This is a genomic window from Pseudomonas sp. ZS1P83, assembly GCF_054897825.1.
The window spans coordinates 490,324-511,471 of the sequence record NZ_CM142706.1; the positions used below are offsets into that span (position 1 = coordinate 490,324).

Genomic DNA, 21,148 nt, shown 5'->3' on the forward strand with positions numbered 1-21,148 from the left:
GTCTTCCACGTTTCTAGTTTCTAGACAGGATCACTATGCCGGCTTCATTCGTTCATCTACGCCTGCACACTGAGTATTCCCTGGTCGACGGACTGGTGCGGATCAAACCGCTGGTCAAGACGCTGGTCGGCATGAACATGCCTGCCGTAGCGGTCACCGACCAGAACAATATGTGTTCCCTGGTCAAATTCTATAAAGCGGCCATGGGCGCCGGGATCAAGCCGATCTGCGGCGCCGACCTGTGGCTGTCGAACAAGGACCCGGACAACCCGTTGAGCCGGATCAGCCTGCTGGCGATGAACGCCGTGGGTTATCGCAACCTCACCGAACTGATCTCCCGCGGCTTCATCGACGGTCAGCGCAACGGCTCGGTCATCATCGAGCGCGAGTGGGTGGCTGAAGCCAGTGAAGGCTTGATCATGCTGTCGGCGGCGAAAGAAGGCGAGATCGGTCTGGCTATGCTCGGCGGCAACCCCGCCGAGGCCGAAACCCTTGCCCGCGAGTGGATGGCGGTGTTCCCGGACCGTTTCTATCTGGAGATCCAGCGCACCAACCGCCCCTACGATGAAGAACAATTGCACGGCGCCGTGGCCCTGGCCGAGAAAATCGGTGCGCCACTGGTGGCGACCAACGACGTGCGCTTCATCAAGCAGGAAGACTTTGCGGCTCACGAGACCCGCGTTTGCATCGGTGAGGGCCGTGCCCTTGACGATCCGCGGCGTTCCAAGAATTACAGCGATCAGCAATACCTCAAAAGCTCCGAGGAAATGGCCGAGCTGTTCAGTGACTTGCCCGAGGCGCTGGAAAACACTGTCGAGATCGCCAAGCGCTGCAACATCGAAGTGAAGCTGGGCAAGCACTTCCTGCCCAACTTCCCGATTCCCGATGGCATGACCATCGATGAATACTTCCGCAAGGTTTCCTTCGACGGTCTGGAAGAGCGACTCAGTGTCCTGTTGCCCAAGGACACCACCGAAGACTACGAAACCAAGCGTCAGGTCTATGTCGACCGGCTGAATTTCGAGCTGGATATCATCATCCAGATGGGCTTCCCCGGTTACTTCCTGATCGTTATGGACTTTATCCAGTGGGCCAAGAGCAACGGCGTGCCGGTAGGTCCGGGTCGTGGGTCGGGTGCCGGGTCGCTGGTGGCCTATGTGCAGAAGATCACCGACCTCGATCCACTGGAATATGACCTGCTGTTCGAACGTTTCCTTAACCCGGAACGGGTATCGATGCCCGACTTCGACGTCGACTTCTGCATGGATGGTCGCGACCGTGTCATCGAATACGTAGCCGAAAAATACGGCCGTAACGCCGTAAGCCAGATCATCACTTTCGGTTCCATGGCGGCAAAAGCGGTGGTCCGTGACGTGGCGCGGGTGCAGGGCAAGTCCTACGGACTGGCGGATCGTCTGTCGAAGATGATCCCGTTCGAAGTCGGTATGACCCTGGAAAAGGCCTACGAACAGGAAGAGATCCTGCGTGACTTCATCAAGGTCGATGAAGAGGCCGCGGAAATCTGGGAAATGGCCCGCAAGCTGGAAGGCGTTGTACGTAACGTCGGCAAGCACGCCGGTGGTGTGGTAATTGCGCCGACCAAACTGACGGACTTTTCGCCGATCTATTGCGACGAGGCCGGTGATGGTCTGGTAACCCAGTTCGACAAGGACGACGTTGAGGCTGCCGGTCTGGTGAAGTTCGACTTTCTCGGTCTACGGACGCTGACGGTCATCGACTGGGCGCTGAAAACCATTAACCGCGACCGCGCCAAGGTTGATGAGCCGCCGCTGGACATTGCTTTCATCCCGCTGGATGACAAGCCGACCTACCAGCTGCTGCAAAAAGCCGAAACCACGGCGGTGTTCCAGCTCGAGTCCCGGGGCATGAAGGAGCTGATCAAAAAGCTCAAGCCTGACTGCCTGGAAGACTTGATCGCACTGGTGGCCCTGTTCCGTCCGGGCCCGTTGCAATCGGGCATGGTCGACGACTTTATCAACCGTAAGCACGGTCGCGCCGAACTGGCGTACCCGCACTCGGACTACCAGTACGAAGGCCTTAAACCCGTATTGGCGCCGACTTACGGCATCATCCTGTATCAGGAACAGGTGATGCAGATTGCCCAGGTCATGGCCGGCTACACCCTGGGTGGTGCGGACATGCTGCGTCGGGCCATGGGTAAGAAAAAGCCCGAAGAAATGGCCAAGCAGCGCGGCGGTTTCATTGAAGGTTGCACCGCTAACAATATCGACGCGGACCTGGCCGGTAACATTTTCGACCTGGTGGAAAAATTCGCTGGTTATGGCTTCAACAAATCTCACTCGGCTGCTTACGGTCTGGTGTCGTACCAAACGGCGTGGCTGAAAACGCATTACCCGGCGCCGTTCATGGCGGCGGTGCTGTCGGCGGATATGCACAACACCGACAAGGTCGTGACCTTGATCGAAGAAATTCGCACCATGAAGCTGCGTCTCGACGCGCCGGATGTGAATACTTCGGAATTCAAGTTCACGGTAAATGACGAAGGCCGCATTATTTACGGCCTCGGCGCGATCAAGGGTGTGGGCGAAGGTCCGGTGGAAGCGATCACCGAGGCGCGTCGGGACGGGCCGTTCACGGATCTGTTCGATTTCTGCGCCCGTGTCGATCTCAAGCGTATCAACAAACGCACCCTGGACGGTTTGATCCGCAGCGGTGCGCTGGATCGTCTAGGGCCGTTTTTCCATGACGAACCGAAAGCGTATCAAGCCAACATCGACCAAAACCGCGCGGTGTTGCTGACCGCGATGGAAGGGGCGATCAAGGCCGCCGAACAAACCGCTCGCACCCACGACAGTGGCCATGCCGACCTGTTTGGCGGACTGTTTGTCGAGGAAGACGCCGACGTCTACGCCAATCACCGCAAGGCCAAGGAACTGACCCTCAAGGAACGCCTGAAAGGGGAGAAAGATACCCTGGGCCTGTACCTGACCGGTCACCCGATCGACGAATACGAAGGCGAGATCCGCCGCTTCGCCCGTCAGCGCATCATCGATTTGAAACCGGCTCGTGATACCCAGACCGTCGCGGGCATGATCATCGCCCTGCGAGTGATGAAAAACAAAAAGGGCGACAAGATGGGTTTCATCACCCTCGACGACCGCTCTGGACGGATCGAAGCCTCACTGTTTGCCGAAGCATTCCATTCAGCGCAGTCGCTGTTGCAGACCGACGCGATGGTGGTGGTCGAAGGCGAAGTCAGTAACGACGATTTCTCCGGCGGGCTGCGGCTGCGGGTCAAACGGGTGATGAGCATGGAAGATGCGCGCACCAATCTGGCTGAAAGCCTGCGCTTGAAGCTGCAGACCAAGGACCTCAAGGGCGATCAGCTACGCTGGCTGGGTGAGTTGTTCAAGCGTCACCGCGGTGCATGCCCGATCACCATGGAATACACGAGTCCCGATGCGAAGGCCTTGCTGCAGTTCGGCGAGACCTGGCGAATCGACCCGGCGGATGCCTTGATTCAAGCCCTGCGTGACCAGTTCGGGCGAGACAACGTCTTCCTCCAATACCGTTGACGGTCAGGTGTCGCTCTTGCGAATGAGTGCGGCTCTGATCTCGACCCAATTTTTAATCTCGACCTGAACGCGCCTCTCCCTTAAGGTAGGGCGCGAATAGACAACCGGCCGGCCCAAGCTCTCTTGATGTCGACCCAAGACGGACGCCTATGAACCCGAATTTTCTAGATTTCGAACAGCCGATCGCCGACCTGCAAGCCAAGATCGAAGAGTTGCGCTTGGTCGGTAATGACAATTCGCTGAATATCGGCGATGAGATCTCCCGCCTGCAGGACAAAAGCAGCACGCTGACCGAAGACATCTTCGGCAAGCTGACCAGCTGGCAGATCGCGCGTCTGGCGCGTCACCCGCGTCGCCCGTACACCCTGGACTACATCGAACACCTCTTCACCGAGTTCGACGAATTGCACGGCGACCGCCACTTCTCCGACGACGCCGCCATCGTGGGCGGTGTTGCCCGTCTGGACGACCAGCCGGTGATGATCATCGGTCACCAGAAAGGCCGCGAAGTGCGCGAGAAAGTTCGTCGCAACTTTGGCATGCCGCGTCCGGAAGGCTACCGCAAGGCGTGCCGACTGATGGAAATGGCCGAACGTTTCAAAATGCCGATCCTGACCTTCATCGACACCCCGGGCGCCTACCCTGGTATCGACGCTGAAGAGCGCAATCAGAGCGAAGCGATTGCCTGGAATCTGCGCGTCATGGCGCGCCTGAAAACCCCAATCATCGCCACCGTCATCGGTGAAGGTGGTTCCGGTGGCGCTCTGGCAATCGGCGTTTGCGATCAACTGAACATGCTGCAGTACTCGACCTACGCGGTCATTTCGCCGGAAGGTTGCGCCTCGATTCTGTGGAAGACCGCCGAGAAAGCACCGGACGCCGCTGAAGCCATGGGCATCACTGCCGAGCGCCTCAAAGGCCTGGGTATTGTGGACAAAGTGATCGGCGAGCCTTTGGGCGGCGCGCACCGTAATCCGGCCGCTGCGGCGGCATCGATCCGTGCCGAGCTGAGCTCGCAGCTGGCGATGTTGAAGAAGTTCGATAACGAAGCGCTGTTGGCCCGTCGTTACGAGCGTCTGATGAGCTACGGTCTCTGATCGAACGCTCCTCCATCATGTAGGAGCAAGGCTTGCCCGCGATCGGGACGCCTCGGTTTAACAGGCCGACCGCGTTATCGTTTATCGCGAGCAAGCTCGGCTCCTACAGGTTTTGGTGCGTTCATGACTCTCTGCGCAGTACTTCTCAAGCAACTCGCCCCTTGGCGCAACGCTACAACCTGGCGCATCGCCTTCTCCGGTGGTCTCGACTCCACCGTTCTGCTGCACCTTCTCGCACACCTCGCAAAAACCGAATCCCTGCCGGCGCTCAACGCCATCCACGTCCATCACGGCCTTCAGGCTGTGGCTGATGCGTGGCCGGATCATTGTCAGTCGGTCTGCGATGCTCTGGGTGTGCCGTTGCAGGTGGTTCGCGTGCAGGTCCAACCCGGCGCCAGCCTTGAGCGTGCCGCTCGGGATGCGCGATATGCCGCGTTCATCGAGGCGACTCAGGCCAATGAAGTGTTGATGACCGCCCAGCACCGTGACGATCAGGCAGAAACCCTGTTGTTTCGGATGTTGCGTGGGGCAGGGGTGAGGGGATTGTCGGGGATGCCACGCCAGCGCCTGCTCGGTAAAGGGCAGTTGCTTCGGCCATTGCTCGATGTAACACGGGCTGAACTTGAAGCCTATGCGTCCGAGCATCAGCTGAACTGGATCGAAGACCCTTCGAACCAAAACCGACAGTTCTCGCGTAATTACCTGCGGCATCAGGTTTTCCCTGTATTGACCGAGCGCTGGCCGCAAGCGTTGGCGACCATGGCCCGTAGCGTTGCACATCTGAGTGAAGCGCAGGGATTGCTCGATGAGCTTGCGCAAATCGACCTGACTGACGCCAGCACGGCCAATGATTTTGACTGGCTGGGATTGCCGTCGCTGGAGCTGGCGGCATTGGAAAAGCTGTCCGCTGCTCGTCAGCGTAATGCGTTAAGTCATTGGCTCAAACCGCTGACGCGACTGCCAGACTGTGACCATTGGTCGGGTTGGGAGGATTTACGCGACGCCACCGGCGATGCCCGCCCGATCTGGCGGCTGGCGGATGGTGAATTGCATCGGGCGGGTGGACGTATCTGGTGGTTGTCAGGCAGATGGTTGCGCACCTCGCCCGCCGTCGGAACCTGGCCTGATCCCTCGCTATCGCTGGTGTTGCCGGACAACGGGGTGATCACAGTCACTGGCCAAATTCCCGATGGCCCGTTGCATATCCGCTATCGGGAGGGTGGTGAGGTCATGAATCTGCCCGGTCGCGGCCATCGCGATCTGAAGCGATTGCTCAACGAAAGTGGCGTGCCGGGTTTCGCCCGTGGCAGATTGCCGCTGCTGTACCGAGGCGAGCAATTACTGGCGGTGGCCAACCTGCGGGGTTTGGACGGCAGTGCAAAGGAGCATTGGAATTTGCATTGGCAGCCACCGACCGAAGATCAAGGTTTGAGCTGAAAGGGGCTTTCCGGTAGACTACGCTCCCTTCTTGATACAACTTCTGTGGATTCGCCTGAATTGCAGGAGTTGCCGATTACCAAGCAGTCTTTGCTGGGCGATTCCAAAAAATGTGTAGCGAGCAACGTACCGGTGTTTCATTTTCCGGTCTGTCCCAACGCGGCGGTTTTTTTGAAAGGTGCACTGTGATTAATGCAGGTGATCGGGGGCTTCGGCCTTCCTTCGCTTTCCCCGGCGGCTCGGACCGCTTTAACGCAGACTTCTAGGGTTTTTCATGACGCGCTACATATTCGTCACGGGCGGTGTTGTTTCTTCATTGGGGAAAGGCATCGCATCGGCTTCATTGGCGGCCATCCTGGAGGCGCGGGGACTTAAGGTCACCATGCTGAAGCTGGACCCGTACATCAACGTTGACCCGGGCACCATGAGCCCGTTCCAGCACGGTGAAGTGTTCGTCACCCACGACGGCGCCGAAACCGACCTGGACCTTGGCCATTACGAGCGGTTCATCCGCACGACCATGACCCAGAACAACAACTTCACCACCGGCCGTGTCTACGAACACGTCCTGCGCAAAGAGCGCCGTGGTGATTACCTGGGCGCCACCATTCAGGTGATCCCGCACATCACCGACGAAATCAAGCGCCGGATCATCAAGGGCGCCGGCGATGCCGACGTGGCCATGGTCGAAATCGGTGGCACCGTGGGTGACATCGAATCCCAGCCGTTCCTCGAAGCGATCCGTCAATTGCGTTTCGAAGTCGGCGCCAAGCGCGCGATGCTGATGCACCTGACACTGGTGCCGTACATCGCCACTGCTGGCGAAACCAAAACCAAGCCTACTCAGCACTCGGTCAAGGAACTGCGTTCCATCGGCCTGCAACCAGACGTGCTGGTCTGCCGTTCCGATCACCCGATCGATATCTCTTCTCGTCGCAAGATCGCGCAATTCACCAACGTTGAAGAACGGGCGGTGATTGCGCTGGAAGACGCCGACACCATCTACAGGATCCCGGGCATTCTGCACGCCCAGGGCCTGGATGATTTCGTTGTCGAGCGCTTCGGCCTGCAATGTGGCGGTGCCGATCTGTCCGAGTGGGAAGCCGTGGTCGACGCCAAGCTCAACCCTGAGCACGAAGTCACCATCGCCATGGTCGGTAAGTACATGGAACTGCTGGACGCCTACAAGTCGCTGATCGAAGCGATGAGTCACGCCGGCATCAGCAACCGCACCAAGGTCAACCTGCGCTACATCGACTCCGAAGACATCGAAAACCAGGGCACCGCGCTGCTGGAAGGTGTCGACGCGATTCTGGTCCCTGGCGGCTTCGGTCTGCGTGGCGTGGAAGGCAAGATCACTGCCGTTCAATACGCTCGTGAAAACAAGGTCCCGTACCTGGGCATCTGCCTGGGCATGCAAGTGGCCGTGATCGAGTTCGCTCGTAACGTCATGGGCTGGAAAGACGCCAACTCCACCGAGTTCGACCGTGCAAGCGGTCACCCGGTCGTGGGTCTGATCACCGAGTGGGAAGACGCCACCGGCGCCGTCGAAATCCGTACCGAAACGTCCGACCTGGGCGGCACCATGCGCCTCGGCGCTCAGGATTGCCTGCTGGAACCGGGTTCCCTGGTGCACGATTGCTACGCCAAAGACGTGATCGTCGAGCGTCACCGTCATCGCTACGAAGTGAACAACAACCTGCTGCCGCAAATCATGGAGGCCGGTCTGAAAATCTCCGGTCGTTCCGGTGATGGCGCGCTGGTTGAAGTGATTGAAGCCCCGGATCATCCATGGTTCGTCGCTTGCCAGTTCCACCCAGAGTTCACCTCGACACCACGCGACGGTCACCCGTTGTTCAGCGGTTTCGTTAAAGCAGCTTTGATTCAACACCAGAAGAAGGCGCAAATCTGATGGCGCAGAAGATCATTCGCGTAGGCGATATCGAGATTGCCAACGACAAGCCCATGGTGCTTTTCGGTGGCATGAACGTGCTGGAAAGCCGCGACATGGCGATGCAGGTCTGTGAAGAATACGTAAAGGTTACCGAGAAACTCGGGATCCCTTATGTGTTCAAGGCCAGCTTCGACAAGGCCAACCGTTCCTCCGTGACCTCTTACCGTGGCCCCGGCCTGGAAGAGGGCATGCGGATTTTCCAGGACATCAAGCAAGCTTTCGGCGTGCCGATCATCACCGACGTCCACGAGCCTGATCAGGCCGCGGTCGTCGCTGAAGTCTGCGATATCATCCAGTTGCCGGCCTTCTTGTCGCGCCAGACCGACCTTGTGGTCGCGATGGCCAAGACCGGTGCGGTGATCAACATCAAGAAAGCCCAGTTCCTCGCGCCTCATGAGATGAAACACATCCTGAGCAAATGCGTGGAAGCGGGTAACGATCAGTTGATCCTCTGCGAGCGCGGTTCGAGCTTCGGCTACAACAACCTGGTCGTCGACATGCTTGGCTTTGGCATCATGAAGCAGTTCGAATACCCGGTGTTCTTCGACGTGACCCACGCGCTGCAAATGCCCGGCGGTCGCTCCGATTCCGCCGGCGGTCGCCGTGCCCAGGTCACTGATCTGGCAAAAGCCGGTATGAGCCAGTCGTTGGCCGGTCTGTTCCTCGAAGCACACCCGGACCCGGACAATGCCAAATGCGACGGCCCTTGCGCCTTGCGTCTGGACAAACTGGAGCCATTCCTGGCCCAGCTCAAAGCTTTGGACGAACTGGTGAAGAGTTTTCCGACGGTAGAAACCGCGTAATCCTCATTTCTCCGGTAAAGTACCGCACGAATTAATGCTCAGGCCCGCTGGCCGCACTGCTCTTGTAGGAGCATGGCTTGCCAGCGATGGCGTCCTTGAGGGCCCCATCGCCGGCAAACCGTGTTCCTACAGCGTTTTCGTCAACTTTGGAGTGTTTACAACAATGGCAAAAATCGTCGACATCAAAGGTCGTGAAGTTCTCGACTCCCGTGGCAACCCCACCGTGGAAGCGGACGTGCTTCTCGATAACGGCATCATCGGTAGCGCTTGCGCGCCGTCCGGTGCTTCCACTGGCTCGCGTGAAGCGCTCGAGCTGCGTGATGGCGACAAGAGCCGTTACCTGGGCAAGGGCGTACTCAAAGCCGTCGCTAACATCAACGGTCCGATTCGCGACCTGTTGTTGGGTAAAGACCCAAGCGACCAGAAAGCCCTGGATCACGCGATGATCAAGCTCGACGGTACTGAAAACAAAGGTTCCCTGGGCGCCAACGCGATCCTCGCCGTTTCCCTGGCAGCAGCCAAGGCAGCCGCACAGGACCAGGACTTGCCGCTGTACGCTCACATCGCCAACCTGAACGGCACCCCGGGTGTTTACTCGATGCCGGTTCCGATGATGAACATCATCAACGGTGGTGAGCACGCCGATAACAACGTCGACATCCAGGAATTCATGGTTCAGCCGGTTGGCGCCAAGTCTTTCTCGGAAGGTCTGCGCATGGGCACCGAGATTTTCCATCACCTCAAAGCCGTTCTGAAGGCCCGTGGCCTGAGCACTGCTGTGGGTGACGAGGGTGGTTTCGCACCTAACCTGGCGTCCAACGAAGACGCTTTGAAAGTAATCTCCGAGGCCGTGGCCAACGCCGGTTACAAGTTGGGCACCGACGTGACCCTGGCACTGGACTGCGCGGCCAGCGAATTCTACGAAGACGGTCAATACAACCTGTCCGGCGAAGGTCAGGTGTTCACCGCTGAAGGTTTCGCCGACTACCTGAAAGGTCTGACCGAGCGTTACCCGATCATCTCCATCGAAGATGGCCTGGACGAGTCCGACTGGGCTGGCTGGAAAATTCTTACCGACAAAATCGGCGAGAAGATTCAACTGGTAGGCGACGATCTGTTCGTCACCAACACCAAGATCCTGAAAGAAGGCATCGATAAAAAGATCGCCAACTCGATCCTGATCAAGTTCAACCAGATCGGCACCCTGACTGAAACCCTGGAAGCCATCCAGATGGCCAAGGCCGCTGGTTACACTGCCGTAATCTCGCATCGCTCCGGCGAAACTGAAGATTCGACCATTGCCGACCTGGCTGTGGGCACTGCGGCTGGTCAGATCAAAACCGGTTCCCTGTGCCGTTCCGACCGCGTTTCCAAGTACAACCAACTGCTGCGTATCGAAGAGCAGTTGAATGGCAAAGCCAAGTACAACGGTCGCAGCGAATTCCGCGGCTGATTGCTGGATAGTAAAAAAGACACCGGATTGTGTCGGAAAAATCGCTCCAGCGATGGATTTGCCACTAATCTGATGCCTTATTAGCACAAGCCTGGTTTTTCCAGGCTTCGTGCTATCAGACGCTTCAAAGTTTTGGCATGGCTGTCTTTTTTCACTGGATACCTGATATTCGATGCGCAGTCCCAATTGGTTGTTCCTCGTCTTGCTCCTGCTGCTGGCTGGCCTGCAATATCGTCTGTGGGTGGGTAATGGCAGTCTGGCGCAAGTGGCCGAACTGACTCAGCAGATCGCAGATCAACACGCTGAGAACGAGGGGCTGCTCGAGCGCAATCGGGTGATGGACGCTGAAGTCAGTGAGTTGAAAAAGGGCATGGAGACCGTTGAAGAACGGGCCCGCCATGAGTTGGGCATGGTCAAGGACGGTGAAACCCTTTACCAGTTGGCTCAATGAACCCCTCGTTACCGGCCTTCTGGGCCGTGATTCCTGCCGCGGGCGTCGGTGCCCGTATGGCCGCGGACCGTCCCAAGCAATACTTGCAACTGGGCGGGCGCACTATTCTCGAACACAGCCTTGGCTGTTTCCTTGATCATCCTTCCCTGAAGGGGTTGGTGGTCAGTCTTGCTGTTGATGATCCTTATTGGCCGAATTTGGCGTGTGCTTGCGATTCGCGTATTCAGCGTGTCGAAGGCGGTTCCGAGCGTTCCGGGTCGGTGCTCAATGCGTTGCTGCATTTGCACGCGCAAGGCGCAGACGATGAGGATTGGGTGTTGGTTCACGATGCCGCGCGGCCGAATCTGAGCCGTGATGATCTGGATAAGTTGCTGAGTGAGTTGGCGGAAGATCCGGTTGGCGGGCTGCTGGCGGTTCCGGCACGCGATACGCTCAAGCGGGTCGACAAGCAGGGCCGCGTCGTTGAAACTGTGGATCGCAGTGTGATCTGGCAAGCCTATACGCCGCAGATGTTTCGTCTTGGGGCGCTGCATCGGGCATTGGCCGACAGTCTGGTCGCGGACGTTGTGGTTACCGATGAAGCTTCGGCGATGGAATGGTCCGGTCAGTCGCCGCGCCTGATTGAAGGCCGATCCGACAACCTCAAGGTCACTCGCCCTGAAGACCTTGAATGGTTACGTCAGCGTTGGACTACCCGTCGCTAGGCTGCGTACTCCGGCCGTTTGGCCAATCCTTCCTTCAAGTAATCCACCAGCTTGCGCACCTTCGGCGACAGATGCCGTTGCTGTGGATACAGCGCCCACACGGCGGTGTTCGGCGGTTGGTGGGCTTCCAGCAGCGAAATCAACTCACCGTTTTTCAGATGCTCCAGCACGTAGTAGTCCGGCAGCTGGCACAAACCCACGCCCTGTAGCGCCGCATCCAGCACCGCTTGCCCACTGTTGCAGCGCCAGTTTCCCAGTACCCGCTGGGAAAATTCCCGTCCGTTCTGTTCCAGTTGCCAGAGGTCCGAGCTGCCGATGAGGCAGTTGTGGCGGCTCAGTTCCGACAAGCTGTGCGGGCGACCATACCGTTCCAGGTAAGACGGCGATGCGCAAAGGTACATGCGCCGTGGCGCCAGGCGTGCCGCCACCAGCCGCGAGTCCTGCAGGCGACCGAGGCGGATTGCCAGGTCCAGGCCTTCGTGCACGAGGTCGAGTTGGCGGTTACTCAGCTCGATGTCGATTCGCAGTTGCGGATAGAGCCCCATGAAACGGGTCACCAGCGGCACGATGAATCGTTCGCCATACGCCACGGCGCAGGTCATGCGCAGCATGCCTTTGGGTTCACTGGTCAGGTCGCCCACCGCTCGCAGCGCTTCTTCGCGACCATCCTGTAAACGCTGGCAATGTTGCAGAAAGGTTTGCCCGGCCTCGGTCAGGGTGACCCGGCGGGTGCTGCGGTAAAGCAGGCGGGTTTGCAGTCGCTCTTCAAGCCGTACTATTTGTCGACTGATGTGGGAGGACGAAACCCCAAGGCGTTCCGCGGCAGCCGTGAACTGGCTGCATTCGGCGACAGCGACGAACTCGTCGATACCTTCCCAGCGGTTTTCGGACATTAGGATTATCCCTGTATGGCAATAATGTTTTGCTTTTGTCCGGATTATTCACCGTGGAGCGTTGTATTACACTCCCGGTCTCGTTTTTATTCACTGGAGAATTCACATGATCAAGTCGCGCGCTGCCGTTGCCTTCGAGGCCAAGAAACCCCTCGAGATCGTTGAAGTCGATGTCGCCATGCCCAAGGCCGGTGAAGTCCTGCTTCGCGTGGTTGCCTCCGGTGTCTGCCATACCGATGCCTACACATTGTCCGGTGCGGATCCGGAAGGCATCTTCCCGTCGATCCTGGGTCATGAAGGTGGCGCGGTGGTTGAAGCGATCGGTGAGGGCGTGACCTCGGTTGCTGTCGGCGATCATGTGATCCCGCTGTACACCCCGGAATGCCGTCAGTGCAAATTCTGCCTGTCGGGCAAGACCAACCTGTGTCAGGCGATTCGCGCGACTCAGGGCAAAGGCCTGATGCCGGACGGCACATCGCGTTTTTCCTACAAGGGTCAGCCGATTTTTCACTACATGGGTACCTCGACATTCTCCGAGTACACCGTGCTGCCGGAAATCTCCGTGGCCAAGATTCCAAAAGAAGCTCCATTGGAAAAAGTCTGCCTACTGGGCTGCGGCGTCACCACCGGCATCGGCGCGGTGCTCAATACCGCCAAGGTAAAACCGGGTGACACCGTGGCTATTTTCGGCCTCGGCGGCATCGGTCTGTCGGCGATCATCGGTGCCGTCAAAGCCAAGGCTGGGCGGATCATTGCCATCGACATCAACCCGGCCAAGTTCGAGATCGCCATGCAAATGGGTGCAACCGATTGTGTGAACCCGAAAGACTTCGATCGTCCGATCCAGGAAGTCATCGTCGACATGACCGACGGCGGCGTCGACTTTTCCTTTGAATGCATCGGCAACGTCCAATTGATGCGTGCTGCACTTGAGTGCTGCCACAAGGGTTGGGGCGAGTCGGTGATCATCGGTGTTGCCGGTGCCGGCCAGGAAATCGCCACCCGTCCATTCCAGCTGGTGACCGGTCGCGTCTGGCGCGGTTCGGCGTTCGGCGGCGTGCGTGGTCGCACCGAGCTGCCGAGCTATGTCGAAATGGCCGAAACCGGCGAGATCCCGCTGGATACTTTCATCACCCACACCATGGGCCTGGAAGATATCAACAAGGCTTTCGACCTGATGCATGAAGGCAAAAGCATCCGCAGCGTCATCCATTTCTGAGGTCGGTCATGAGCCTGGAAAATATCTCCTGTCAGAAAAGCTTCGGCGGCTGGCACAAGCGCTACCGGCACCGCTCCGATGTAGTCGGCTGCGACATGGTGTTTGCCGTGTACCTGCCGCCGCAAGCGGAGCAGGGCGGCAAGTTGCCGGTGCTGTACTGGTTGTCCGGCCTGACCTGCACCGACGAGAACTTCATGCAAAAGGCCGGTGCGATGCGCATGGCCGCCGAGCTGGGGCTGATCATCGTTGCGCCGGACACCAGTCCTCGCGGTGCCGATGTGCCGGGTGATCCGGATGGCGCCTGGGACTTCGGTCTCGGTGCCGGGTTTTATCTGAATGCCACGCAGGAACCCTGGTCCCGGCACTATCGGATGCATGACTATGTCGTGCAGGAATTGCCCGCATTGGTCGAAGCCCATTTCCCGGCTTCGGACAAGCGCGGCATCAGCGGTCACTCCATGGGTGGCCACGGCGCGCTGGCCTGCGCGTTGCGTAATCCGGGGCGTTATCAGTCGGTGTCGGCGTTCTCGCCGATCAACAATCCGATGGACTGCCCTTGGGGTCAGAAGGCCTTTTCCCGCTACTTGGGGGAAGACCGATCGAAGTGGCGCGAATGGGATGCCTGCGCGTTGATCGCCGAGACAAACGAGAAGCTGCCGCTGCTGGTCGACCAAGGTGATCGCGATGATTTCCTGGCCACTCAGCTCAAGCCTGAAGCCTTGCAACAGGCGGCCAAACTGGCGGGTCATCCGCTGACGTTGCGACTGCAACCGGGCTACGACCACAGCTATTTCTTCATTGCCAGCTTCATTGATGACCACTTACAGCATCACGCACGCGCCCTAGGCGCCTAATGCAGGTAGAATCACGCCCTGACAAAAATCGGGGCGTTTTTTTATGCGTATTGGCCACGGCTACGATGTGCACCGTTTCGCTGAAGGCGATTTCATTACTCTGGGCGGCGTGCGGATTGCACACGGCTTCGGGCTGCTCGCTCACTCCGACGGTGACGTCCTGCTGCACGCCTTGAGCGATGCCTTGCTCGGCGCCGCGGCGCTGGGTGATATCGGCAAGCACTTCCCTGACACCGACCCGACATTCAAAGGCGCCGACAGCCGAGTGCTGTTGCGTCATGTCGTCGCACTGATCCACGCCAAGGGCTGGAAAGTCGGCAACGTCGATAACACCATCGTCGCCCAGGCGCCGAAAATGGCCCCGCATATCGAATCGATGCGTGCGCTGATTGCCGCGGATCTTCAAGTTGAGTTGGATCAAGTGAACGTAAAAGCTACCACCACCGAAAAGCTCGGCTTTGTCGGTCGCGAAGAAGGCATCGCCGTGCACTCCGTGACCTTGTTGCTGCGCGCATGAACGAGGCGCAATTACTCGGCCCGCGGGCCTATGGTCAAGCCCTCGGCACCGCGGTACTGAAAGCGACGGCGGAAGATTTTCAGGTCGATGAAGTTCTCAATATCCCCCTCAGTGGCGATGGCGAGCACCTGTGGATCTGGGTGGAAAAACGCGGTCTGAATACCGAAGAAGCGGCACGGCGGATAGCCAAGGCGGCAGGCGTGCCATTGCGCACCGTCAGTTACGCGGGCCTCAAGGATCGACAGGCGCTGACTCGCCAGTGGTTCAGCGTGCAGCTGCCGGGCAAGGCCGATCCTGATCTGTCGGCGGCGGAAAACGATACGCTGAAAATCCTCAAGACCGGTCGACACAAACGCAAGCTGCAACGCGGTGCTCACTCGGCCAATGGCTTCACTTTGCGCCTGACGCAATTCGCTGGCGACAAAGCGGCGATCGAGGAGCGTCTGCAACTGATCGCCAAGCAAGGTATTCCCAATTATTTCGGCGCTCAGCGTTTTGGGTTTGACGGCGGTAACGTGGTCGATGCCCGTGCGTGGGCTGCTCGCAAAGCCTTGCCAGAACAACGCAACGTGCGTTCGCGGCTGCTCTCCACCGCGCGCAGTTTTCTATTCAATCAGGTGCTGGCGGCGCGCGTCGCCGATGGCACCTGGCAGCGTGCCCAGGTCGGTGATCTGCTGGCCTTCACCGACAGCCGCAGCTTCTTTCCCGCAGGTGTTGCCGAGTGCAGCGACCCGCGTCTGGCTATTCTCGATCTGCACCCGACCGGTCCGCAGTGGGGCGAAGGTGACTCGCCGGCGACTGGCGCTGTCCATGAACTGGAGCAGGCAATCGCCACGCGCGAAGCAGACTTGCGTGATTGGTTGATTAACGCCGGTATGAGCCACGAACGTCGCATCCTGCGGCTGCCCATTGGTGGGTTGACGTGGCATTATCCCGAGCCTGACATTCTGCAACTGGAATTCGTCCTCCCGGCCGGATGCTTCGCCACTGTATTGGTGCGCGAGCTTGTTGATCTGGTGCCGGTGGGGCAGACGGACAGCCCATGCGTATTCTGATTTCTAACGACGATGGGGTAACCGCACCCGGTCTCGCCGCGCTTTATGCTGCGCTGGCGGATTACACCGAATGCGTGGTTATCGCCCCGGACCAGGACAAAAGCGGCGCCAGCAGCTCGCTGACACTCGACCGTCCGTTGCACCCGCAAACCCTGGCCAACGGCTTTATCAGCCTCAATGGCACACCCACCGATTGCGTGCACCTGGGCCTTAACGGCTTGCTGGAACGCGAACCGGACATGGTGGTTTCGGGCATCAACCTGGGCGCCAACCTGGGTGATGACGTGTTGTATTCCGGCACCGTGGCGGCGGCCCTTGAGGGACGTTTCCTGATGCGTCCTTCGTTTGCCTTTTCGTTGGCCTCACGGCAAGTGGAGAACCTTCCCACAGCCGCGTACTTTGCGCGCAAACTGGTAGAGGCTCACGCGGACCTTGAACTGCCACCGCGTACGGTACTGAACGTGAACATTCCCAATTTGCCGCTGGACCACATCCGGGGTATTCAGCTGACCCGTCTCGGGCATCGCGCACGTGCTGCGGCGCCGATGAAAGTGGTCGATCCGCGCGGTAAATCCGGTTACTGGATTGCGGCGGCAGGCGATGCTGAAGACGGCGGCCCGGGCACCGATTTCCATGCGGTGATGCAGGGCTATGTTTCAATCACTCCACTACAACTGGATCGCACCTTCAATGATGCCTTCAGAAGTCTCGATGGCTGGCTGGAGGGGCTGCACTAATGGGTCGTGAACAAGACGATATGCTGCGTCGCGGCATCGGCATGACCTCTCAGCGGACCCGCGAGCGCCTTATTCAGCGGCTTTATGAAGAGGGGATTTCCAACGCCAAAGTGCTGGAAGTCATCCGCCGTACGCCGCGTCACCTGTTCGTCGATGAGGCGCTGGCTCACCGCGCCTATGAAGACACCGCGCTGCCAATCGGCAATAACCAAACCATTTCCCAGCCTTATATGGTGGCCCGCATGAGCGAGCTGCTGCTGGAGGCAGGTCCTCTCGACAAGGTGATGGAAATCGGCACCGGTTCGGGCTACCAGACGGCGGTGCTGTCACAGCTGGTCGAACGGGTGTTTTCGGTCGAGCGCATCAAGGTTTTGCAGGATCGGGCCAAGGAGCGCCTGGTGGAACTGAACCTGCGCAACGTGGTATTCCGCTGGGGCGATGGTTGGGAAGGCTGGCCGGCACTGGCACCGTACAACGGCATTATCGTGACCGCGGTGGCGACCGATGTCCCTCAGGCGCTGCTCGATCAACTAGCGCCGGGAGGAAGGCTGGTGATCCCGGTTGGGTCGGGTGATGTTCAACAATTGATGCTGATCATTCGGGAAGAGCAGGGCTTTTCCAGGCGTGTTCTGGGGGCTGTACGCTTCGTCCCATTACTCAATGGGCCACTCGCCTGAGCATTTGTTTCAGGGCGCTGAATTCTCTTCGATTGCTCCTGTCTTACAGCGGCATCGATAAGTTAAACGGGATTCATCGTCAGGCAGCAAACGTGTGCGCGAAGCCTTTTTGCTTCATTAAAGGTAAAGCCTGCACGGCCCGTTATACTTGCGACATTTCGTGCCAGAACACGGCAATCCAATATTTCAGCCACCACAAAGGGAGCGGCGGGTGAGTCTCACAGTCATTGCGCAGCGAATGGGTAAAACGAGCTTTCAGCGCCTGGTGACTGGCCTTGTCTTGAGCACCTTGCTGGTCGGATGCTCCAGCAACAAATCGAGCGACGTACGCGTCGTCGATCGCAACAACGCCGTCGCCCAGCGTCCGGCAGTGACCACGGGTCAATACGTTGTACGACCTAAAGACACCTTGTTCTCCATCGCTTTTCGCTATGGCTGGGACTACAAAGCCCTCGCGGCACGCAACAACATTCCTACGCCTTACACGATCCATCCGGGTCAGACGATTCGCTTTGACGGCCGTACCGATTCAACGCCGGCAGCAGTGGTCAGTTCGTCGAATTCAACGCCTTCGTCATCGAGTAAAACCACAGTCTTCCGTCGTCCGGTAACAGGTGCGACCACGGGCGCAGGGGTGGTAGTACCGTCCGTCGCGAACAAACCGGCAACCGCTTCACTGCCTCCGGCAGGCCCGGCCCCGACCGGCTGGGGATGGCCATCTAATGGCATTCTGATTGGTAAATTCTCTTCAAACGGGAGTTTGAATAAAGGAATTGATATCGCCGGGGATTTGGGACAGCCTGTTTTAGCTGCGTCTGATGGGACGGTGGTATACGCCGGGAGTGGCTTAAGGGGCTACGGCGAATTAGTCATCATCAAGCACAGCGATACCTACGTCAGTGCCTACGGACATAACCGCAGGCTGTTGGTTCGGGAGGGGCAGCAGGTCAAGGTCGGACAGACAATTGCCGAAATGGGGTCAACGGGAACAGACCGGGTGAAGCTGCATTTTGAGATTCGCCGTCAAGGTAAACCCGTAGATCCGCTGCAATTCCTGCCACGTCGTTGATCGCTTTCCAGCCTGTTCCGTCGCGTAGAGGGAACAGGCTCCAGCGTTGCCAAGGATAGAGGCGCCGCTTGAGCTTGAGGTCGAACTCACCAAAGGACTATAACAATGGCTCTCAGTAAAGAAGTGCCGGAGTTTGACATCGACGATGAGGTTCTCCTGATGGAGACCGGCATCGGTACGGATTCGATGTCGAATGATGAAGGGGCTGCTCCACCTTCCGTTCGTGCCAAATCCAAACACTCCGCTTCGTTAAAGCAACACAAGTATATTGACTACACGCGTGCGCTCGATGCCACGCAGCTGTACCTCAATGAGATTGGTTTTTCCCCTCTGCTGTCCCCCGAAGAAGAAGTTCATTTTGCGCGCTTGTCGCAAAGTGGAGATCCGGCCGGGCGTAAACGCATGATTGAAAGTAACTTGCGGTTAGTGGTGAAAATCGCTCGGCGTTACGTCAATCGTGGTCTGTCGCTGCTGGACCTGATCGAAGAGGGCAACCTGGGGCTTATCCGGGCAGTAGAGAAGTTCGACCCTGAACGTGGCTTCCGCTTTTCGACCTACGCGACCTGGTGGATTCGTCAGACCATCGAGCGCGCGATCATGAATCAGACCCGGACCATCCGGTTGCCGATTCATGTGGTCAAAGAGCTCAACGTGTACCTGCGGGCTGCACGGGAGCTGACGCAAAAACTCGATCACGAACCCTCACCCGAAGAAATCGCCAACCTGCTGGAAAAACCAGTGGGAGAGGTCAAGCGCATGCTCGGCCTGAACGAGCGGGTTTCTTCGGTCGACGTCTCGCTGGGTCCGGATTCGGATAAAACCCTGCTGGACACCCTTACCGATGACCGTCCAACCGATCCATGTGAACTGTTGCAGGATGACGACCTGTCTCAGAGCATCGATCAATGGCTCTCGGAGCTGACCGACAAGCAACGTGAAGTGGTGATACGCCGCTTCGGGCTGCGCGGTCACGAGAGCAGCACACTTGAAGATGTAGGCCTGGAAATTGGCCTGACCCGGGAGCGGGTCAGACAGATTCAGGTTGAAGGCCTGAAGCGTCTTCGGGAGATTCTCGAGAAGAATGGCCTGTCGAGCGAGTCGCTGTTTCAATAAGTAATTTGCTGGCTGGCTTTAAAAACCCCGACTGGTTCGGGGTTTTTTATTGGTGCGCCAGGCATGGCGCGTTGCGCGCAAGCGCAACCAGCTTGGCTGTGGTGGCCACGCTGGTGACTTGGAGGTGAAAGTCCTCTACACACCCGGCAAGGGGAAGTGTTAGCCAAAGACAAGGGTGTCGCGGGTGACTGCGAATCTGAAGGAAGCCCGAGGCAAAATGCTGGCCTGACGAACAGGAAGCGGATTAGGCGGCGTAGCGGGGTAAGGTAGCCAAACTTGCCAAAGCCCAATACTTGCACGGAGCGCTACGACGTAGATCCGACAAGCATAAGCAGGAAGGTCGCGCGAATTACCCTGGGAGATCTATTTAGCCTGCCATGTGCTACCGGCGTCGCGAGATGACGGGATGGGCGACAGAAGTCAGCAGAGGCCGTAGTAGTTGCTCGAAACCGGAGTAATGAAGGGTTGAACCTGCCATGAGTGGATAGTCGGGTGTGATCTCTGTTGGAGCGTAAAGCAGAAACTCCGCGTAGCGGAGGTCGAGACCATCAGGAGGTAGGAGCCGGAAGCTCCGAGGGCCGGTCTGGGCGCTTAGATACCGCAGGCGACACATCAACGGAACCAAGCTCGCTGACGTTCTTTGTCAGTAGGCAGGAACCGCCGTATACGGAACCGTATGTACGGTGGTGTGAGAGGACGGCGGGGGCAACCCCGCCTCCTACTCGATCCTGATGACAGGTTTTGAGTTCCCTCCGTAATCATCTCTGGTTTGCAGTCTCTCGCTGTAAGTGTTTGCTTACTCTTTCGTAAGTGTTCGCTAACTCCATGAGTAGCAATCGTACATATTCTTACCTGAGAGAAGATTAAATAGTTGATTTATATAGTTATTTTTTTAGATGAATAGCCTGTGACAGGCAGTTGCAACTGTCCGGGGCCATTGCTCTTGGTAGGGAACTCTCTAGTATCTGATCTGTGTCGACGGACAGACACGCCCTTCAAGGATGAGGGGAAAGGACATCGCAGGAAGCGATTCATCAGGACGATGAAAAGGAATACAGGGAATAGGGAAAAAATGTGGGCGGGTCAAACCGCCCCTTTTTTTGTCTGCAGAAAAGCAAAAAGGCCCGCAGGGGCCTTTTCGAGAACGCGGGGCAATCAGCGTTCGAGGTCTTTGATCTTGCCTTTGACGCCATCCCACTCTTCAGCATCCGGCATCGATTCTTTCTTCTCGGTGATGTTGGGCCAGATTTCCGCCAGCTCAACGTTCAGCTGAATAAATTGCTGCATGTCTTCCGGGACTTCATCTTCGGAGAAGATGGCCACGGCAGGGCATTCTGGTTCGCACAGTGCGCAGTCGATGCACTCATCCGGGTGAATCACCAGGAAGTTCGGGCCTTCGTAAAAGCAGTCCACCGGACAGACTTCTACGCAGTCGGTGTACTTGCACTTGATGCAGTTGTCGGTGACGACGAAGGTCATTTCTAATTTTCTCCTCAGGCGGCGGCAGCGGAGCCCCTTCACGTTGGGGTCGCCAGGTTTGGGAGCGATAGTCTGCTGG

General features: G+C 58.1%; 18 protein-coding genes. 16 read left to right on the plus strand and 2 right to left on the minus strand.

The genetic code is table 11. From position 1 onward, the window contains the following. Positions 1-35 precede the first annotated feature (35 nt). From dnaE to ispD, 8 genes are all read left to right on the plus strand, one after another. Positions 36-3,557 carry a DNA polymerase III subunit alpha gene (gene dnaE, locus ACYZT0_RS02360; RefSeq protein WP_462044466.1) on the plus strand — a complete coding sequence of 1,174 codons (3,522 nt, stop codon included), beginning with the start codon at positions 36-38 and terminating at the stop codon, positions 3,555-3,557. Positions 3,558-3,706: 149 nt separating this feature from the next. Further along, on the plus strand, positions 3,707-4,654 hold the full coding sequence (locus tag ACYZT0_RS02365; protein ID WP_462044467.1) for an acetyl-CoA carboxylase carboxyltransferase subunit alpha: 948 nt from the start codon (positions 3,707-3,709) through the stop codon (positions 4,652-4,654). Between the two features lie 123 nt (positions 4,655-4,777). Next, entirely contained in the window at positions 4,778-6,091 is a 1,314-nt protein-coding gene (gene tilS / locus ACYZT0_RS02370; protein ID WP_462044468.1) for a tRNA lysidine(34) synthetase TilS, read from the plus strand. Positions 6,092-6,365: 274 nt separating this feature from the next. Further along, on the plus strand, positions 6,366-8,003 hold the full coding sequence (locus tag ACYZT0_RS02375) for a CTP synthase (protein ID WP_462044469.1): 1,638 nt from the start codon (positions 6,366-6,368) through the stop codon (positions 8,001-8,003). Continuing rightward, positions 8,003-8,848 carry a 3-deoxy-8-phosphooctulonate synthase gene (gene kdsA / locus ACYZT0_RS02380; RefSeq protein ID WP_007949350.1) on the plus strand — a complete coding sequence of 282 codons (846 nt, stop codon included), beginning with the start codon at positions 8,003-8,005 and terminating at the stop codon, positions 8,846-8,848. The genes ACYZT0_RS02375 and kdsA overlap by 1 nt, the downstream gene beginning before the upstream one ends. Before the next feature lie 163 nt (positions 8,849-9,011). Further along, complete coding sequence (gene eno, locus ACYZT0_RS02385) at positions 9,012-10,301, plus strand: phosphopyruvate hydratase (protein WP_462044470.1); 1,290 nt, start codon at positions 9,012-9,014, stop codon at positions 10,299-10,301. A gap of 172 nt (positions 10,302-10,473) precedes the next feature. Next, positions 10,474-10,752: a cell division protein FtsB gene (gene ftsB, locus ACYZT0_RS02390; RefSeq protein ID WP_008028992.1), complete on the plus strand. Its 279-nt coding sequence runs from the start codon at positions 10,474-10,476 to the stop codon at positions 10,750-10,752. Continuing rightward, positions 10,749-11,456 (plus strand): 2-C-methyl-D-erythritol 4-phosphate cytidylyltransferase, encoded by a 708-nt coding sequence (gene ispD, locus ACYZT0_RS02395; RefSeq protein ID WP_462044471.1) that lies wholly within the window; start codon positions 10,749-10,751, stop codon positions 11,454-11,456. Before ftsB ends, ispD begins: the two co-directional genes overlap by 4 nt. Here ispD and ACYZT0_RS02400 read toward each other — a convergent pair. Further along, positions 11,453-12,349 carry a LysR family transcriptional regulator gene (locus ACYZT0_RS02400; RefSeq protein WP_462044472.1) on the minus strand — a complete coding sequence of 299 codons (897 nt, stop codon included), beginning with the start codon at positions 12,347-12,349 and terminating at the stop codon, positions 11,453-11,455. The two genes, ispD and ACYZT0_RS02400, sit on opposite strands and share 4 nt — an antisense overlap. 106 nt (positions 12,350-12,455) lie before the next feature. Here ACYZT0_RS02400 and ACYZT0_RS02405 point away from each other — a divergent pair, with 106 nt between their 5' ends. The 8 genes from ACYZT0_RS02405 to rpoS all read left to right on the plus strand — a co-directional run bounded on the left by ACYZT0_RS02405 (position 12,456) and on the right by rpoS (position 19,590). Further along, complete coding sequence (locus ACYZT0_RS02405) at positions 12,456-13,568, plus strand: S-(hydroxymethyl)glutathione dehydrogenase/class III alcohol dehydrogenase (RefSeq protein WP_462044473.1); 1,113 nt, start codon at positions 12,456-12,458, stop codon at positions 13,566-13,568. Positions 13,569-13,576: 8 nt separating this feature from the next. Beyond that, positions 13,577-14,422, plus strand: a complete 846-nt coding sequence (gene fghA, locus ACYZT0_RS02410) for an S-formylglutathione hydrolase (RefSeq protein ID WP_462044474.1) — start codon at positions 13,577-13,579, stop codon at positions 14,420-14,422. A gap of 43 nt (positions 14,423-14,465) precedes the next feature. After that, entirely contained in the window at positions 14,466-14,939 is a 474-nt protein-coding gene (gene ispF, locus ACYZT0_RS02415) for a 2-C-methyl-D-erythritol 2,4-cyclodiphosphate synthase (RefSeq protein WP_462044475.1), read from the plus strand. Beyond that, on the plus strand, positions 14,936-15,994 hold the full coding sequence (truD, locus tag ACYZT0_RS02420) for a tRNA pseudouridine(13) synthase TruD (protein WP_462044476.1): 1,059 nt from the start codon (positions 14,936-14,938) through the stop codon (positions 15,992-15,994). The genes ispF and truD overlap by 4 nt, the downstream gene beginning before the upstream one ends. Beyond that, on the plus strand, positions 15,982-16,731 hold the full coding sequence (surE, locus tag ACYZT0_RS02425) for a 5'/3'-nucleotidase SurE (protein WP_462044477.1): 750 nt from the start codon (positions 15,982-15,984) through the stop codon (positions 16,729-16,731). The genes truD and surE overlap by 13 nt, the downstream gene beginning before the upstream one ends. A 41-nt stretch (positions 16,732-16,772) precedes the next feature. Continuing rightward, complete coding sequence (locus ACYZT0_RS02430; protein WP_462046493.1) at positions 16,773-17,408, plus strand: protein-L-isoaspartate(D-aspartate) O-methyltransferase; 636 nt, start codon at positions 16,773-16,775, stop codon at positions 17,406-17,408. 211 nt (positions 17,409-17,619) lie between these two features. Then, positions 17,620-18,477 carry a peptidoglycan DD-metalloendopeptidase family protein gene (locus tag ACYZT0_RS02435; RefSeq protein WP_462044478.1) on the plus strand — a complete coding sequence of 286 codons (858 nt, stop codon included), beginning with the start codon at positions 17,620-17,622 and terminating at the stop codon, positions 18,475-18,477. Positions 18,478-18,582: 105 nt separating this feature from the next. After that, on the plus strand, positions 18,583-19,590 hold the full coding sequence (rpoS, locus tag ACYZT0_RS02440; RefSeq protein WP_008154012.1) for an RNA polymerase sigma factor RpoS: 1,008 nt from the start codon (positions 18,583-18,585) through the stop codon (positions 19,588-19,590). Between the two features lie 1,155 nt (positions 19,591-20,745). Here rpoS and fdxA read toward each other — a convergent pair. Next, positions 20,746-21,069 (minus strand): ferredoxin FdxA, encoded by a 324-nt coding sequence (gene fdxA / locus ACYZT0_RS02445; RefSeq protein WP_128872800.1) that lies wholly within the window; start codon positions 21,067-21,069, stop codon positions 20,746-20,748. Between the last annotated feature and the right edge of the window lie 79 nt (positions 21,070-21,148).

Bases quoted from the DNA above. Each gene is read 5' to 3' on its own strand.
- dnaE (WP_462044466.1), top strand. From the start codon at position 36: ATGCCGGCTTCATTCGTTCATCTACGCCTGCACACTGAGTATTCCCTG.
- ACYZT0_RS02365 (WP_462044467.1), top strand. From the start codon at position 3,707: ATGAACCCGAATTTTCTAGATTTCGAACAGCCGATCGCCGACCTGCAA.
- tilS (WP_462044468.1), top strand. From the start codon at position 4,778: ATGACTCTCTGCGCAGTACTTCTCAAGCAACTCGCCCCTTGGCGCAAC.
- ACYZT0_RS02375 (WP_462044469.1), top strand. From the start codon at position 6,366: ATGACGCGCTACATATTCGTCACGGGCGGTGTTGTTTCTTCATTGGGG.
- kdsA (WP_007949350.1), top strand. From the start codon at position 8,003: ATGGCGCAGAAGATCATTCGCGTAGGCGATATCGAGATTGCCAACGAC.
- eno (WP_462044470.1), top strand. From the start codon at position 9,012: ATGGCAAAAATCGTCGACATCAAAGGTCGTGAAGTTCTCGACTCCCGT.
- ftsB (WP_008028992.1), top strand. From the start codon at position 10,474: ATGCGCAGTCCCAATTGGTTGTTCCTCGTCTTGCTCCTGCTGCTGGCT.
- ispD (WP_462044471.1), top strand. From the start codon at position 10,749: ATGAACCCCTCGTTACCGGCCTTCTGGGCCGTGATTCCTGCCGCGGGC.
- ACYZT0_RS02400 (WP_462044472.1), bottom strand. From the start codon at position 12,349: ATGTCCGAAAACCGCTGGGAAGGTATCGACGAGTTCGTCGCTGTCGCC.
- ACYZT0_RS02405 (WP_462044473.1), top strand. From the start codon at position 12,456: ATGATCAAGTCGCGCGCTGCCGTTGCCTTCGAGGCCAAGAAACCCCTC.
- fghA (WP_462044474.1), top strand. From the start codon at position 13,577: ATGAGCCTGGAAAATATCTCCTGTCAGAAAAGCTTCGGCGGCTGGCAC.
- ispF (WP_462044475.1), top strand. From the start codon at position 14,466: ATGCGTATTGGCCACGGCTACGATGTGCACCGTTTCGCTGAAGGCGAT.
- truD (WP_462044476.1), top strand. From the start codon at position 14,936: ATGAACGAGGCGCAATTACTCGGCCCGCGGGCCTATGGTCAAGCCCTC.
- surE (WP_462044477.1), top strand. From the start codon at position 15,982: ATGCGTATTCTGATTTCTAACGACGATGGGGTAACCGCACCCGGTCTC.
- ACYZT0_RS02430 (WP_462046493.1), top strand. From the start codon at position 16,773: ATGACCTCTCAGCGGACCCGCGAGCGCCTTATTCAGCGGCTTTATGAA.
- rpoS (WP_008154012.1), top strand. From the start codon at position 18,583: ATGGCTCTCAGTAAAGAAGTGCCGGAGTTTGACATCGACGATGAGGTT.
- fdxA (WP_128872800.1), bottom strand. From the start codon at position 21,069: ATGACCTTCGTCGTCACCGACAACTGCATCAAGTGCAAGTACACCGAC.